This is a genomic window from Methylomonas sp. Kb3, assembly GCF_002834115.1.
Taxonomy (GTDB): Bacteria; Pseudomonadota; Gammaproteobacteria; order Methylococcales; family Methylomonadaceae; genus Methylomonas; species Methylomonas defluvii.
In genome coordinates this window covers 166,572-181,497 of record NZ_PIZT01000068.1, presented here as the reverse complement: position 1 = coordinate 181,497, position 14,926 = coordinate 166,572, and the positions used below count along the sequence as shown (strand labels likewise).

The 14,926-nt window shown below is 55.1% G+C and carries 13 protein-coding genes; 12 read left to right on the top strand and 1 reads right to left on the bottom strand.

Annotation, left to right across the window (positions count from 1 at the left end; all coding sequences use genetic code 11):
- Positions 1 to 130: 130 nt before the first annotated feature.
- The 12 genes from CWO84_RS19670 to CWO84_RS19615 all read left to right on the top strand — a co-directional run bounded on the left by CWO84_RS19670 (position 131) and on the right by CWO84_RS19615 (position 13,419).
- Complete coding sequence (locus tag CWO84_RS19670) at positions 131 to 799, top strand: HTH domain-containing protein (protein WP_240618098.1); 669 nt, start codon at positions 131 to 133, stop codon at positions 797 to 799.
- Positions 800 to 942: 143 nt separating this feature from the next.
- Complete coding sequence (locus CWO84_RS19665) at positions 943 to 2,106, top strand: D-alanyl-D-alanine carboxypeptidase family protein (RefSeq protein ID WP_101054711.1); 1,164 nt, start codon at positions 943 to 945, stop codon at positions 2,104 to 2,106.
- Complete coding sequence (locus CWO84_RS19660) at positions 2,103 to 2,942, top strand: D-amino acid aminotransferase (RefSeq protein ID WP_033155710.1); 840 nt, start codon at positions 2,103 to 2,105, stop codon at positions 2,940 to 2,942. The genes CWO84_RS19665 and CWO84_RS19660 overlap by 4 nt, the downstream gene beginning before the upstream one ends.
- Positions 2,939 to 3,205, top strand: a complete 267-nt coding sequence (locus CWO84_RS19655; RefSeq protein ID WP_020485010.1) for a DUF493 domain-containing protein — start codon at positions 2,939 to 2,941, stop codon at positions 3,203 to 3,205. The genes CWO84_RS19660 and CWO84_RS19655 overlap by 4 nt, the downstream gene beginning before the upstream one ends.
- A 9-nt stretch (positions 3,206 to 3,214) precedes the next feature.
- A complete protein-coding gene (gene lipB / locus CWO84_RS19650) occupies positions 3,215 to 3,835 on the top strand; it encodes a lipoyl(octanoyl) transferase LipB (protein WP_101054708.1) in 621 nt (206 codons plus the stop codon).
- 79 nt (positions 3,836 to 3,914) lie between these two features.
- Positions 3,915 to 4,874, top strand: a complete 960-nt coding sequence (gene lipA, locus CWO84_RS19645; protein ID WP_033155712.1) for a lipoyl synthase — start codon at positions 3,915 to 3,917, stop codon at positions 4,872 to 4,874.
- Between the two features lie 441 nt (positions 4,875 to 5,315).
- Positions 5,316 to 8,465 carry a BTAD domain-containing putative transcriptional regulator gene (locus tag CWO84_RS19635; RefSeq protein WP_101054704.1) on the top strand — a complete coding sequence of 1,050 codons (3,150 nt, stop codon included), beginning with the start codon at positions 5,316 to 5,318 and terminating at the stop codon, positions 8,463 to 8,465.
- 161 nt (positions 8,466 to 8,626) lie between these two features.
- The gene (locus CWO84_RS19630) at positions 8,627 to 9,559 is read left to right on the top strand and encodes a hypothetical protein (protein ID WP_033155715.1); all 933 of its coding nucleotides are present in this window, start codon (positions 8,627 to 8,629) and stop codon (positions 9,557 to 9,559) included.
- Positions 9,556 to 9,717, top strand: a complete 162-nt coding sequence (locus tag CWO84_RS24525; RefSeq protein ID WP_165786383.1) for a hypothetical protein — start codon at positions 9,556 to 9,558, stop codon at positions 9,715 to 9,717. Before CWO84_RS19630 ends, CWO84_RS24525 begins: the two co-directional genes overlap by 4 nt.
- 182 nt (positions 9,718 to 9,899) lie before the next feature.
- Entirely contained in the window at positions 9,900 to 10,733 is an 834-nt protein-coding gene (locus tag CWO84_RS19625) for a hypothetical protein (protein WP_033155717.1), read from the top strand.
- A 299-nt stretch (positions 10,734 to 11,032) separates the two neighbouring features.
- Entirely contained in the window at positions 11,033 to 11,473 is a 441-nt protein-coding gene (locus tag CWO84_RS19620) for a putative lipoprotein (RefSeq protein ID WP_205800424.1), read from the top strand.
- Positions 11,474 to 11,514: 41 nt separating this feature from the next.
- Positions 11,515 to 13,419, top strand: a complete 1,905-nt coding sequence (locus CWO84_RS19615) for a hypothetical protein (protein WP_129871431.1) — start codon at positions 11,515 to 11,517, stop codon at positions 13,417 to 13,419.
- 581 nt (positions 13,420 to 14,000) lie between these two features.
- Here CWO84_RS19615 and CWO84_RS19605 read toward each other — a convergent pair.
- Complete coding sequence (locus CWO84_RS19605; protein ID WP_051669709.1) at positions 14,001 to 14,888, bottom strand: efflux RND transporter periplasmic adaptor subunit; 888 nt, start codon at positions 14,886 to 14,888, stop codon at positions 14,001 to 14,003.
- Positions 14,889 to 14,926 lie beyond the last annotated feature (38 nt).

Below are 14,926 nucleotides of genomic sequence, written 5' to 3'. Positions count from 1 at the left end.
AATGCGGCTGTTTAAAGCCGAACGCAGAGTAAGCGAAAAAAACCACTTTTGCAATATTTTTATTATAAAAGTTATTTATATGCCAAAAATAGACTTACAGCGCTTTGCGTGATAGCTGATCCGGCGTAGAATGCCGCATCACTTATTTCCGACCACCCCACACGCCATGGTCAAACTTACCGGCTCGCGCCAAGAGCAAATCTTAAAATTATTGCTGTCCAGCACCTCCGGCATGAGTATCGACGAGCTGGCCGCCCAGTTGGAGATTTCCAGAAACGCCGTCAAACAACATCTCACCGGCCTGGAAAAAGATCAGTTGATTCAGGAAGCGGCGCTGAACAACACCGGCGGCCGGCCTTCGCGCAATTACACGCTGACCGAACAAGGCCGCAACCGCCTGCCCAAGCAATATCCTTGGTTTTGCAACTTGTTGCTGGGCGAGCTAAAAACCGAACTGGGCGAAGCCGCTTTAAGGCAAATGCTGTGGCGCATGGGCGTCAATCTGGCACAGTCGCTGGCCCCGCAATTCAGCGGCAAGGACCCGGCACAGAAACAAAGCGCGCTGCTGGAATTGATGCAATCGCTGGGTTATCACGCCGAAATGGACGCCGAACAAACACAGCCGACCATTAAAGCCGTTAACTGTGTTTATCACGATTTAGCGCAGCAGCACCCGGAACTATGCGAATTTGATCGCGCGCTGATGTCCACTTTATTGGATAGGCCCGTCGAGCAAACCGCTTGCATGGCCTTGCAGGATTGCGCCTGCAAATTCAAAATCTGCCATACCAGCGCTTAGGCGAACTTCCCAACTATTCCAAACAGTTGCCAAAATTTCCGGCTTTGGACTAAAGCGCCTTAGCACAATACGCGGGTTTTTCTACGCGGCGGCTCTCGGTGTTACAATGTTGTTTTCCAGAATGACTATTTTGAATCGCGACCATGAGCCAACCTTTCCGCACGACAACCAGCCTGTTTAGCGGGCTGCTGTTATTGTTAACCGCCTTCTCGCTGCAAGCCGCCAGCCCGATTTTCACCCCCGCCGCTCCCAGCGTCGCGGCCTCCAGTTACTTTTTGATGGACTTCGACAGCGGCCGGGTATTGGCCGAAAAAGACGCCGACAAGCGCGTATCGCCCGCCAGCTTGACCAAAATCATGACCGCCTACGTGGTGTTCCGCGAGCTGAAAGCCGGGCATTTGACGCTGGACGAAAAAGTCACGATCAGCCAGAACGCCTGGGAAACCGGCGGCTCAAAAATGTTCGTTGAGGTAAACAAACAAGTGGCGGTCGAAGACTTGTTGCAAGGCATGATCATTCAATCGGGCAACGATGCCAGCGTAGCCTTGGCTGAACACGTGGCCGGTAGCGAACAAACCTTCGCGACGATGATGAACGAACAAGCCAGCCGCTTGGGCATGGCCAACAGCAATTTCGAAAACGCCACGGGCCTGCCCAGCCCCAACCATTACAGCTCGGCACATGACCTGGCGACCTTAGCCCGCGCGGTGATCAAAGAGTTCCCGGAATACTATCGCTGGGACAAGCAAAAAGAATTTACCTACAACGGCATCACCCAACAAAACCGCAACCTGCTGCTGTGGCGCGATCCTTCGGTTGACGGTTTGAAAACCGGTTTTACCGACGATGCCGGCTATTGCATGGTGGCTTCCGCCAAACGGGAAGATATGCGTTTGATTTCTGTGGTAATGGGTACAGCCAGCGCCGGCGCGCGTTCCAACGAGAGCCAATCGCTGCTGAATTACGGTTTCCGCTTCTTCGAAACCCACCGTCTGTACGAAGGCAATAAGCCTTTGGGCGAAGCGCGGGTCAGAAAAGGCGTGACCTCCAAAGTCCCGGTCGGTTTACCGGAAGACCTGTATGTCACCGCTCCGCGCAAACACTTTAACGAACTGAAAGCCGAAACGCAGATCGACAAAGGCGTATTCGCGCCGTTGAACAAGGGCGACACGGTCGGCAACCTGAACATTTCGTTGGCCGGCGAATCCATCCTCAGCAAACCGCTGGTGGCTTTGGATGCTGTCGCCGAGGGCGGCATTTTCCGCCGTCTCTACGACGCAGCCATTGGCTTACTGGAAAAAGAATGACCGAGCAAGTCTATCTGAACGGCGCTTATCTGCCATTAGCCGACGCCAAAGTGTCGGTGCTGGATCGCGGTTTTTTATTCGGCGATGGCGTCTACGAAGTGATTCCGGCTTATAACGGCCGGCTGTTCAGACTGGAAGACCATATCGCCCGGCTCAACAACAGCCTGAACGGCATCCGTTTACCGTTGCCTCACAGCGTCGCGGACTGGGAAGCGATTTTCCGGCCGCTGCTGGCAGATGACCGCGATCAATACATTTACCTGCAAGTCACCCGCGGCTATGCGCCGAAACGCGATCACGGTTTCCCCGAACAAATCGTACCGACCATATTTGCAATGTCTGCGGACATCAAGCCGTTCGCCGGCCGAGTCGACGGCATCAAGGCGATTACGCTGGACGACATCCGTTGGCAGCTCTGCAACATCAAAGCCATTACATTGCTGGGCAACATTCTGCTTAGGCAGGAGGCGCTGGATCAAGGCTGCGCGGAAGCGATACTGGTACGCAATGGTTACGTCGTGGAAGGCGCGGCCAGCAATCTGTTTGCGGTGCTGGACGGCGAATTGATCACGCCGCCGAAAAGCCATGAAATCCTGCCCGGCATTACCCGCGACGTGATTCTTGAATTGGCGGCCGCGCACAACATCCCTTATCAAGAAGACATCATTGCACTGGAAGCGCTAAACAACGCCAGCGAAATCTGGGTCGCCAGTTCCACCCGCGAGATCGTGCCGGTGATCGAACTGGACGGCCAGCAAGTCGGTGACGGCAAGCCCGGCCCCATCTGGAAACACATGGACGACTTATTGCAAGCCTACAAAAAATCACTGTCATGAGCGAAACCGAAAGCTTACTGGAATTTCCCTGCCAATTCCCTATCAAGGTGATGGGCAAGCATCGCGACGATTTTGACGCCATCGTCGTGGAAATCGTCCGCCGCCATGTCCCGGACATCCTGGAAGGCGCGGTCACCACCCGGCCCAGCAAAGGCGGCAATTATCTGGCGGTAACGGTCATGATCGAAGCCCATAGCCGCGAACAGCTGGACGCCATCTACCTGGGCTTGACGGCCTGCCCAGATGTATTGATGGCGCTGTAAGCCGGACTGATGCCCAGTAAGGCGACCCCCGTCCTCCGCGATCTGGGGACGCAAGACTATCTCGGCGTCTGGCAGGCCATGCAGCAATTCACTACCGAACGCGATGACAACACTGCTAATCAAATCTGGATCGTCGAGCATCCGCCGGTTTATACGCTGGGTTTAAACGGCAAGCGCGAACATTTTCTTAAAGCCAACAACATCGAAATTGTCGAAAGCGACCGCGGCGGCCAAGTGACCTATCACGGCCCCGGCCAATTAGTGATTTATCTGTTGGCCGATTTACGCCGCCTGAACAAAGGCCCGCGGCAGATGGTGACCATCCTGGAAAACGCGGTGATAAACACCTTGCGGCAATACGGCATCGCCGCCCAAGCCGAGCCCAAGGCACCGGGCGTCTACGTCAATCAGCAAAAAATTGCTTCGCTGGGTCTGCGTATCAAGCGCGGTTGCTGTTACCATGGCCTGAGCATCAATAACGATATGGATTTGGCGCCGTTTGCAGACATCAATCCCTGCGGCTATGCCGGCTTGCAAGTCACGCAACTGGCCGATTTGGGGGTTAAGATCACTAATCAGGAACTCGCGGTGCCGGTTGTGCATCAGTTACTGCAAGCAATAGAAATCTGAAATAAGCAAACTCGACGAGCTTCGCTAAAAAGCAAAGCTTGCAGAGACTCAAAAATCAACCCAAGTGCCCGGTGGCAATATGACCCTCAACGCCCCTTCCCGCTCCACGCCAGAAACGCATCAACGTAATGCCGACAAGCTGTCGCGGATTCCAGTAAAAGTGGAAAAGCCCGAACAAATCTTGCGTAAGCCTGACTGGATCCGCATCAAATTGCCCAGCGGCGACCAAGTCAATCGCATCAAGCAATCATTACGCGAACACCGCCTGCACACCGTCTGCGAAGAAGCCGCCTGCCCCAACTTGAGCGAATGCTTCAGCCACGGCACCGCCACATTCATGATCATGGGAGACTTATGCACCCGCCGCTGCCCGTTCTGCGACGTCGCCCACGGCAAACCGCAGCCTTTGGATGCCGAAGAACCGGCCAATCTGGCCGCGACCATCGCCGCAATGGCCTTGAAATACGTGGTGATCACATCCGTGAACCGCGACGACTTACGAGACGGCGGCGCCAGCCATTTTGCCGCTTGTATCGCGGCAGTGCGCAGCGAGTCGCCGAATACCACCATCGAAGTGCTGGTGCCAGATTTTCGCGGCCGTATGGACACCGCACTGGATATTCTGCAACAGCAGCCTTGCGATGTGTTCAATCACAATCTGGAAACCGTGCCGCGCCTGTATCTGCAAGCCCGCCCCGGCGCCGATTATCACGTCTCGCTAAAACTGCTGCAACAACACGGCCAGCTTCTGCCTGAAGTACCGACCAAATCCGGCTTGATGCTAGGCATAGGCGAGACAGAAGCGGAAGTGATAGACGTGATGAAAGACTTGCTGGCCCACGGCGTCAGCATGCTAACTTTGGGCCAGTATTTGCAACCCAGCAAGGACCATTTGGCGGTACAGGAATACATTCATCCCGACCAATTTCAGCGCTATGCCGAGGTCGCTCGGGAATTGGGCTTTCACCAGGTCGCCAGCGCGCCCTTGGTACGGTCTTCCTATCACGCCGATTTGCAGGCAGCGGGTGTTGGCAAATAGCAACACATCCCAAGCTATACAAACATCCCGATAGCGTTTGAGCTTTGTCGCATCATAGCCGTCAATCGCGCATGGATAAAGAATACGCAAGCAAGCAAATCCGGCCCGTAACTGATTCGCGGAGTGGTATCAATTGCCAACCCGCAAGGGGCGACGTCGAACATTATATTTACTTCGGTACTCAGTGAAATCGGCTGAGCCGGTTCTTGATTTCCTCTAGCGCGTAAGCCGGCTGATTTAAGGTCATCGGTTTGTGGCTGAATAGCCGGCATCGAGCACATGGATATTAAGAGCCTAACTGCTTTTGCGTGAATAGAATACTATTTATAGGACTCTTCCCAGCCGATTACTAAAGACCGGATTAATAACAGTTGCTGCCGGACGCTGGTTTGTGCTGAACTACCGACGCGATTCGTGTGGATAAATTGCTTGGGGGGGTGGATGATCGACAAACCGGTGCGCGCGCAACTTCCCGCTAAATTGGTCGCGCCGACCTTACCCGCTGTGGTTTGCCGCCGACGCCTGTTCGAACAAATAGACCGCAGCTATTCCGACTACGGTTCGGCAGTCTGGCTGTTCGGGCCGGCCGGTTACGGTAAAACCACGTTAGCGGCTGATTATGCCGCCGCAAACACTCAACCCGTACTTTGGTACCGTTTCGACAGCGATGACCTGGACCCGGCCGTTTTTTTGGGGCATTTCCGCACTGCGGCAACCCGTTTGGGCCTGGTCTCCGCGACACCGGCGTTCGGCCCGGAATATTTGCCCGGCCTTGAAGCCTATGTCGGCGAGTTATTGCGCACGCTGTTACCGCCCGAAGCCGCGCCAATGCTGCTGGTATTCGACGATTGCCACCAGGTGGTCGCTTCGCCGTTACTGGTGCGGATATTGGCCGCATTGGGCCGCATCGTCGGCGTGCAGCACCGAATACTGTGTCTGAGCCGCCACGAACCACCACCCGGACTGGCTATTGCATTGCAGCCGCTCGGCATGCTCACGCCGGCGCAATTGGCGTTTGACCGCGACGAAGCCGGCCGACTGGCCGATCTGGCCGGATTCGACGGCGGCAGCGACAGGCTCGACAAGTTGTTCGGCCAAAGCCGCGGCTGGCCAGCCGCTTTAGCCGTGGAATTACGGCAACGGCCACCCGAACATCCGACTCCGGCCAACGAGCAAGCAGATTTAGCGCAACGGGTGCAGGACGGTTTGGATGCCACCGTCTTGCAACAGTTGCTGGCCGTTGCCTGCGCAGAAACCGCAACCGAGCCGCTGGCGCACGATTTAGCAGACGACCCGGCCGTGTTGGCGACGTTGGCCCGACTGGCGGCCAACCATTATTTGGTCAACCGCATCGACACTGCCATCCCCAGTTACCAACTTCACCCTTTGCTGCGGGAATTTCTGCTGGCCCGCCACCGGGCCAACCTCGGACAGGACGGTTACGCGGCATTTTTAAAACGCAGTGCCGGAGTGCTGGAACGCCACGGCGAGATTGGCCAGGCCTTCGAACTGTACCGCCAAGCCGACGCCGGACTGGACCTGCAACGCCTGATTCTGGTCCATGCCAAAACCGAGTTGGGCGCCGGCAGAAGCCTGCAACTGCAGTCTTGGTTGCAGAGTTTACCGGACGACTTACCGGCTAACCCGTGGCTGGAGTTCTGGCGGGCCGCGGCCCAGTTGGCGTTAAATCCGCCGTTGGCCCAAACCTTGTTCGAACGGGCTCACGCCAGTTTCGGCGACGACCCCTTGGGCAAAGCGCTGAGCGCCGCCGGGGTACTGAGCGCGATGTTTTTCGTGATGGACGACTTTCGCGACGCGGCACGCTGGCTGAACGAACTGGCTGTGCTGGATTCAGTAATCGAAGCAGCCGACGATCCGGAGTTGGACGCCTGGATCCTGGGCTGCGGCAATATTCTGGTCCACTTCCCCGATTACCTAGAATTGGCCCGACGCTGGGCGCAGCGAGCATTAGCGCGCCTGCCGCACTGTCCACCGGGGCGCCAGGTGTTTTTGACCTCCTTCCTGTTGCAATACCACGTCTGGCGCGGCGATACGGAAGGTTCGCGCGCCTTTTTTGCCTTACTGGATCAGCAGATAGCCAACGACGAACCGCTGTACCGGATCAATCTATTGAATTGGCAAGCAGTGAACGCTTACCTATGCGCCGCGCACGGCGCCGCTTACGCAGCCACCGAGGCTGCTGCGCAATTGGCTACCGCTTACGGCTTGGCTTTTTATTTGCCGAACATTTACGGACAAGAAGCCTACACCGCGCTGTCGGCCCGTGATTGGGAGCGCTTTCGCTCGGCGTTGGCGCGCATGGAAGCGTGTTTGCCGGCGAATCGGCGGGTAGACCAATCGTTCATCTTGCATTTGCGCTCCGGCCTGTCGCTGGCGGAACAGCGTTTTAGTCAAGCGCGCCAGGAAGCGGAACTGGCGTTGTCGATTTGCCGCGAAATCAACTTACCGTCGGTGGCGGCCCTGGTTCAGCATGGGCTGGCGCAAGTGTTAGCGGCGTCCGGTGACCGGGCCGAAGCCGCCCGGCATTTACTGCAATTGCAAAGCTATGCCGTTCGCGCGGACAAGCCCTTCATTCTATTCATGGCCTTGCTGACCGAAGCCCAAGTCCTATTGGCCGGCGGCGACGAAGCCGGCGGCCTGGCCTCGCTGGCCCGGGCGTTGGCATTGGGCAAGCGCCAGCGCTATCTGAACGTGCACCCGTTCTGGCAGCCAGCGGTGATCGGCAGATTATGTACCGTGGCGCTGGAGCGCGGTATCGAAGCCGACTATGTGCGTTGGTGGATAGTGCAACGCCAACTGCAACCGGACGGTAACGCCTGCGAAGAATGGCCGTGGCCGGTGAAAATCCGAACGCTGGGCCAGTTCAGGATCGACAGCCTCGAACCGGCGGCCCGTCGCAGGCAAAAAGACAACAAGCCATTGCAGTTGCTGCAGTGGTTGCTGGCGACGAATCCGGACGGCGTGCCTCAACAAACCCTGGCCGATGCGCTGTGGCCGGACTCGGACGCCGATGCCGCCCAGCATGCGCTGGAAGTAGCCTTGCAGCGCCTGCGCAAACTGCTGGGACGGAATGAGGCGGTGTTGTTGCAGGGCGGCACCCTGTCTTTGAATCGGGAATTGTGCTGGCTGGACATTTGGGTTGTCGACGAAGTCGCCAGACGATTTGCCGCCGACCCGAATCAAGCCGCAACCTTGGCGGAGCGCCTGTTAAAAGTCTGGCGCGGCCCGTTTCTGCCCGGCCTGGAAGCGCCATTAGCGGCATCGAAACGGGAAAATCTCGCTGCCAAATTCATCCAAACTTTGGAAAAGCTTGGTTCCGAGCTGGAAGCCGCAGGCCGGAGAGCCGTGGCCATCGCCTGCTATACGCAAGCCGTCTCAATTGAACCGTTGGCGGAAAATCTGCAATACCGGCTGATCGATTGCCTGCTCGCCGAAGATAGGCGCGCCGAGGCCTTGCTAGCTTACCGCCGCTGTCGGCGCCACTATGCCGGCCACTATGGCATCGAACCCTCTCCCCGCTTAAAGTCCCTGGCCGCACGGATCACGGCACCAAACGTCGGTAAAGGCTAAACACTGTTCATAGCCTTAATGGACGGCATCGAGCTAATACTAAATAACTTCCGGTCACGCATTCGCCGATCATCCGCAAACAAATTCGGTCGATGTTGTGAGTTTTTTGTGAGGCCTGTTGCTTTAGGGTATCGACACGACCGTCGATAGGAGACCTAAACATGAACTTTCCCGCTAAGCCGATCACCTTGTTTTTATGCGTCAATCCGTTTTCGACGTTTGCCGCAGTAGTTTCGCCACCGCCTGTGCTGTCGTTGATCGCTTCCGACGTTTATGTCCAGTACGGCGGCCCCGGGGTCGCGAATACCTTGCAGCATCATCCCAGCGTATTGTCGATTGCAGTCGGCGGCTCTATGGCTTCCGCCGATTTCGGCAGCGGCGTCTTTAAGGCCAGTTCTGCAGCTGCGGATACAGGCTCACAAACCACTTATGCCTACACCGGCATGACTGCAACATTCAAAAATACCGGCGCCGTCAATATCAGTTTTGCTACCGGAGCGATTGATGCCGACATCGACGCGGTGTTCAGCCGCACAATCGGCAGCGAAGCGAGCGGCCAAGCCGCCACGGTACTGAGTTCCGCGTTGGCAGGAACTTACCCGGGCAATAATGTTCCCGGCGTTAGCGTGCTGTATCAATATGGTGCTTCCAATAGCCCGTCATCGCCGTTTTTCGACTTTCATTTCAACCCCAATGCCGGTTTCACCGGCAGCGGTACGGCAGATGCGGACAAGTTGTCGGCCAATCTGGCCTTCCCGGCTTTCACGCTGAAACCGAACGACATTCTAACCGTGAATTATTCGCTGAATACCTGGGTCGTGGCCGGCGTCGGCTTGGGCACTCCCGGCAGTGGCTGGAGCGCTACCAGCGATGCAACGCACACCGCGTCGATCAGCCTGCAATTGCCGGCGGGAACTTTACTGAACTCGCCGATTGCGCTCGATTGGGTGAAAACAGCGCCTGTCCCGCTCCCGCCAGCCATCGGCTTGATGCTTACCGGATTGGCGGGCATATTCGGCTTCACCCGCCAACGTTCGCACCAAGCCATGATTTTCCCGCTGGTCGAATCCATTAACCCAGGAATCCAATCATGAATCTAAACAAAGGTTATGCGCTATTCGGCATCGCGTTATTCGGCCTTACCACCGCTGTTCGCGCGGACCAGGCCATTTTGCAATATGGCGGCAACGATTACGGCAATCAGCGTCTTTTCGATCCCAATCCAGCTGCTTTCGACGACGCCAACATTTAGGATGGCGTCATGTCGCCACGGCGGAATTCAGGGTTTCCGGTTATTCCGATTCGGTAACCAACTCGAACAACCGTTTCAGCCAAGGCTCCTTGCAATATCACTATCTAAGTTACTTAAGACCATTCAGATTAAACACCAGTCAGAGATACTTTAAAGCACGTCATAACATTTGGAGGATTATTATGTTGAAATTAGCACGATATATTGGCATATGCGCGCTTGCGACCAGCCAACTTTCAACAGCGGCGACAGTGTTCGTTCAATACCCTGACCCCAGCGGTTCTGGGATCACGTCTGATCCTGCATTTGCCACGCAGACCGGCGCCGGCTTCTTTGCAGAGGCGGATCTGCTGAGTGCCGTATTCAAGGCAAGATCGGAATCCCCGGACGCTTCCTTTGCTTATGCTGGACTACAAGGTTTGACCTTTACCAATCCGCTGGGCAACGCGCCAATACTGCTGCCGGCCGGAGCGCTTGGTGTCAACATTACCGGCCAGTATACACTTGGCCCGCTGGTACCAAACTCTGGCGCCAGCGCGGGCATAACCGGTGTCCTTAGCATCAATGACGGCAGCTTGCCAAGAGTAGCCAGAGGCGATCATTTCGTCAATGTTGGTCAGGCTAGTAATGGTTTCTCCTACCCTCCCACCAATACAACAACCCCAATTACGCAAAACGGGGGGACCGTCTTGTTTAATACGGCAACCTTGACCAACCTTGACATGACATTATTAATGCCAGCCATGACAATAGACCCTGGCGAAACCCTGGAAATCACGTTTTTGCTGCAAACGATACAAGGGGCCAATGGTGCCGGCGTCAAATCACTAGCCGATGCGTCGAACAGCGCAAAGTTGTTTTTCAATTTACCGGTTGGCGTCAGTTTGGTCGACAATGCTGGTGGTACTTTGACCTGGGTTAAGCCTGTGCCGTTACCGGGAGCTTTTTCGCTGTTCGGCATTGCACTGGCATCTGCGGCAGTACGTCTGCGGCGTGCCGCCCCCCATTCGCACTAGCAGATTTTTCGCTCGTTCCCACGCTAGCGCGTGGGACGGCACTTGTGTATAACGCTAAGCACCCGAGCTTGGAACTACCCATTAAAAACGTATAAACACGGGATGTAAGCCTCTTCATCCCTGACCTTCTTCTCCCTTTTTATCATGCGGCTTCGGAGGCCGCGAGCGTTGACAATTCGCCATCCTACCTCCCCCAAAACACTGTAGAGGCGTAAAACCTTGCGTCTTCACGCATAAGCAGTAACACTACTTGTTTTTTAAAGCCATCCAAGCATATGAACCGATTCAGAACCTTTACTTTGGCAACTACTATCGCGTTGGGAACTACACTGATAAGCGGCTGCTCGTTTTCCACCAGCTCCGAGAGCTCGTCCGACAGCATCGGCAGCTTATCTGACAGCTCCGGCGGCATCTTCAAAAGCGCCTCCAGTCCGTTTACTTCCAGCTCTGATTCGTCGCGTAACAAGCGCGATAAATACGAAACTGATGTGGCCGACTATACCGCTACCTTCGTGGTGTCCAGCAGCGGCACGCTGGATAGTTTTCGCGGACATCTCAGCGAATTGGCCGAAAGTCATGAGATCACCAATTGGGAAACCGACCGCAACACTTACGTCGGCATCGGCCGTGGACTTGCTAAAGCCAAGCTCGGTAAACCGCAAATCTCGGCATTTACTGAAAGTTTGAGCGATAACGAGCCCTGGAAGAAACAGGCCATTGAAGAAGGTTTGAAAAAATAATCCCGCAGGCAGTCGCCCACTTGGTCATGCCAGTTGCTGGCTTGAAATTCGCAAAGTGGGCGCTGACGCTGGGCTGTTTACTTTGGGTAGCCGTTGCCGAAGCAGACCAAAGTCATCATTTCGAATTCCTGTACATAGAAGCCAACGAAGGCAGCGCCAGCGGCGGCCATGCCGCCATTAAATTCGACCGGCAAGTCTTTCATTTTCAGCACATCGAACCTGGCCTGCTGCGCCTGTATCGCAACGATGCGGCCGCCTTTGAGTTTGCCTACGGCTTTCAGGAGAACCGTAACATATACGGTCACCGCATCGAAGTGTCTGAGGATTTTTTTCAAGCACTACGGGATACCTTTAGTCGCCGCCTGTTCATTCAACACCAGCAATTGTCGCTGTTACAAGCCCTGCACGACGACCAGACGCTGGTTTCAGGCTTGCAAAATCCTGGCTCTGCGCCGCCTTTAGCCATAAAGGGATTGGGTTATTTTTTGAGGCAATACCGAGCGACGGAAGCGTTCCCTGTCGAGGCAGACAAACCCAGCAACAACAGCCAAGCACTACAACAATTGCACGAAGCCATCGTTAACGAGTATGGCGAAGATTTTTTGCCGGCCAAGCGCCAGCAAGCTTGGCAAACCTTGCAAACTCTGAAACCTGAGTTAGCAGTTAACCCCGCTGAACCCACGGATACACGGTTTACCGCCACGAACAGCTCATTTGCCGAACGCTACCGCAATCAGTTGCTGAATCTGGCCGCGCTGGATGTGCTGCACGCCAGGCTATCCCCGCTTAGCGAAAGTTTGTTACAAATTCCCGAGGCGACATACAAACTCAACACGGCCCAACGTACCAAGCTGCAAGATTTTCGGCAGCGTTTGTTTGCCGATTTAATGACCCTGATGCGCAGCCAGCGCAGCGACTGGGGTTATCCGCTGTTGGTGGGAATGGCCCGTTTGCATGTGCTGGACCATGCCGTCGCCTCGGGCTATCTGAGCGTGCTGGACCGCAGTCGCCCCGACAGTGCGGATCCACAAGCCACTATTATCGACAATGACAACTTGCCGGCAGCGCTGCAATACAGTCAAGAGCTATTTGCCGCGGCGTCCAAACAACTCGACAGCCCCATAGCGCTGGATGAGCTTGCTTACTCGGAACTGGAGCTAAGCGCGACGGCGCTAATGCAGTTGCATAAGCCGCGCCATGATAAGCAGTCTTTGCAGCTGTTGCCGTTGACAGCCACTCCATCGCGACCGGCAGCGGCAGAATTGATTGGGTTACCGCTGCCTACCAGCGAACTGGCAGATTTCCAAAACAGCGTCACACAGCAACTCGAAACATATCAAAGCCAATTGCAATCCTTATATGGCTATAACTTGCTTAGCCGCAATTGCGCCACCGAAATCTTTCGGCTCCTTAACCAGACGGTTGCGGAAATCTCGTCTACAGCCGAGGAAAGCACAAGCCAGGCTTCCCAGCGACTGCTGGGCGGTTACGTTGACGAAGACGGCTTGAACATGATTCCGTTTATCGCGTATGAACAGATAGGAAGCACATATCGACTAAGCACCAGCTTCCAGCGCCAGCCCTACAGAGAACGACAGCGTCAACGGCATTACCGGCAGATGCCGCAATGGCTGGTGGATTTACAGGAATCCAATACCCTGAGTTCGAGGATTTATCAATGGAACGAGGATGACGCGGCGTTTTTATTCTTTACTCAAGATCAGCTATGGCCTCGGCCATTGCAGGGCGGCCTCAATCTGGCGGTAGCCGGCGGCCAGGGCCTTTATGGTTTGTTCAGTTGGCCTTGGGATGACGGCGACAATCTACGCAAAGGCTTGAAAGGTTTTGTGGTCAGCCTGCCTGAACTGTTGTTTTTTAACATCCGTAAAGGCTCGTTTCCAGGATTGCTGCCGGAAGCAGGTCTATATTGGCCTGAGGCTTTTTAACTAGGCTAGCTTGCGGGTATAGCGACGGTGAGAGGGGGAGAGGAATAATTCGTTGGCGCTTTACCGGACTGCCCTCAGACCCTAGGCAATTTGCGGTGAAATACTCGGGCATCAGGCTCGAACATCAATAAATCTGCCTTTACCACCTTCGTTATTTTGATCGGAGGCGTCTTTAGCAACCGGTTGGACTTGCTGAAACGCTTGTATGGGGCTGTTTGGCTGCGCCTTTTTGACTGTCGGAACATTGGCCCCGGCAGCACTATAAATTTGCGACGCGCCTGAATTAATTGACATGTATGACATTGGCTACCTCTTGTTCACGGATTTAATGGCTATAACTCTACTTGAGAGCAGCCAATTTTATTCCAAGCCCTTTGTATGAGTTGCCTGTTGCCTCGCAGTTTTCGAGATAATTGCTATACCAGCTTCGAAGCATATACCTGAATTGCGCTAATTTGCCCGATATGCCGCATCAAACCGTTCTCGCGAGGCTTCAGACAGGAAAAACACCGGTAGGCGTTCGCTTGTCAATCCACCCTATTTGTTAGTATCAATGCAGCGGGTAAGCGCTGTTGCTTGGCTCAACGCTTGATGACCGGACTCACCGGCGCCGCGTTCTGCGGTACAAAAGGCGGGGGAGTCGGCGTCGTGGTTGGGGCTGGCGTGGCAAAATCGAAGGTAGCGATACAGTTGACGCCGCCGATCAGTTCGTCGCTGGGATTAGGCAAGGTCATGCGCACCGTAAAGCTGCCACTGGCCGGATCGATCAATTGGTCCACTTTGGTGACAGTAGCTCTCACGACTTTTTTGGCCGGCAGTTCAGGGCGTACTTCCACTTCCATACCAGGCTGAATCAGACCAAAATATTCAGTCGGCGCGATCAGCTCAACGCGCAACGGATTGACTTGCGCCAGCTTCATAATCGCGCGATCACTAACGGACTCGCCGGGCATCGCATAGCGGTCTATCACAATACCGTCTATCGGACTTTTGATGGTTTTAACCTCCAGTTGCGCCTTGGCCATTTCCAATGCCAACATCGCCGACTTTTTGCGTTCCTCTGCCTTTCTCAACTCGATTCCAGCCAACACCACTTCGGTCTCGACTTTGTCTTTCTCTATTTGTGAAATAACACTGGTCGTGGCTAAGCTGCGATAGCGGGTGCGGTTGCGCGTGGCGTATTCCAGTTTCACTTTCTGATTGCATACCTCGCTATTGGTCTCGGCATCGGCCTTGGCCTGGTTAAACTTGGCCAATTCCACCGACGCTTCCAATTGGGCAAGCGGTTGGCCTTTGGCAACGTGATCACCCTTATCGACCAATAGCGCTGCGACAGTCCCCGCCACCGGGCTACTCAACTCGACGTACATTTCCGGCTTGACCATGCAATCCAGATTGGCGGCAAACACGGTGCCACTGAACAGGCCAGGACCGATTAATGCGCAAAAAAAATGGTGGCGTATGGGCATGTAAAAATCACTAATCGATTAGTTTGATTTGAAACGGT

Coding starts and splice junctions, on each gene's coding strand:
- CWO84_RS19670 (WP_240618098.1), top strand. CDS start 131: ATGCCGCATCACTTATTTCCGACCACCCCACACGCCATGGTCAAACTT.
- CWO84_RS19605 (WP_051669709.1), bottom strand. CDS start 14,888: ATGCCCATACGCCACCATTTTTTTTGCGCATTAATCGGTCCTGGCCTG.
- CWO84_RS19635 (WP_101054704.1), top strand. CDS start 5,316: ATGATCGACAAACCGGTGCGCGCGCAACTTCCCGCTAAATTGGTCGCG.
- lipA (WP_033155712.1), top strand. CDS start 3,915: ATGACCCTCAACGCCCCTTCCCGCTCCACGCCAGAAACGCATCAACGT.
- lipB (WP_101054708.1), top strand. CDS start 3,215: ATGCCCAGTAAGGCGACCCCCGTCCTCCGCGATCTGGGGACGCAAGAC.
- CWO84_RS19630 (WP_033155715.1), top strand. CDS start 8,627: ATGAACTTTCCCGCTAAGCCGATCACCTTGTTTTTATGCGTCAATCCG.
- CWO84_RS19660 (WP_033155710.1), top strand. CDS start 2,103: ATGACCGAGCAAGTCTATCTGAACGGCGCTTATCTGCCATTAGCCGAC.
- CWO84_RS24525 (WP_165786383.1), top strand. CDS start 9,556: ATGAATCTAAACAAAGGTTATGCGCTATTCGGCATCGCGTTATTCGGC.
- CWO84_RS19655 (WP_020485010.1), top strand. CDS start 2,939: ATGAGCGAAACCGAAAGCTTACTGGAATTTCCCTGCCAATTCCCTATC.
- CWO84_RS19665 (WP_101054711.1), top strand. CDS start 943: ATGAGCCAACCTTTCCGCACGACAACCAGCCTGTTTAGCGGGCTGCTG.
- CWO84_RS19625 (WP_033155717.1), top strand. CDS start 9,900: ATGTTGAAATTAGCACGATATATTGGCATATGCGCGCTTGCGACCAGC.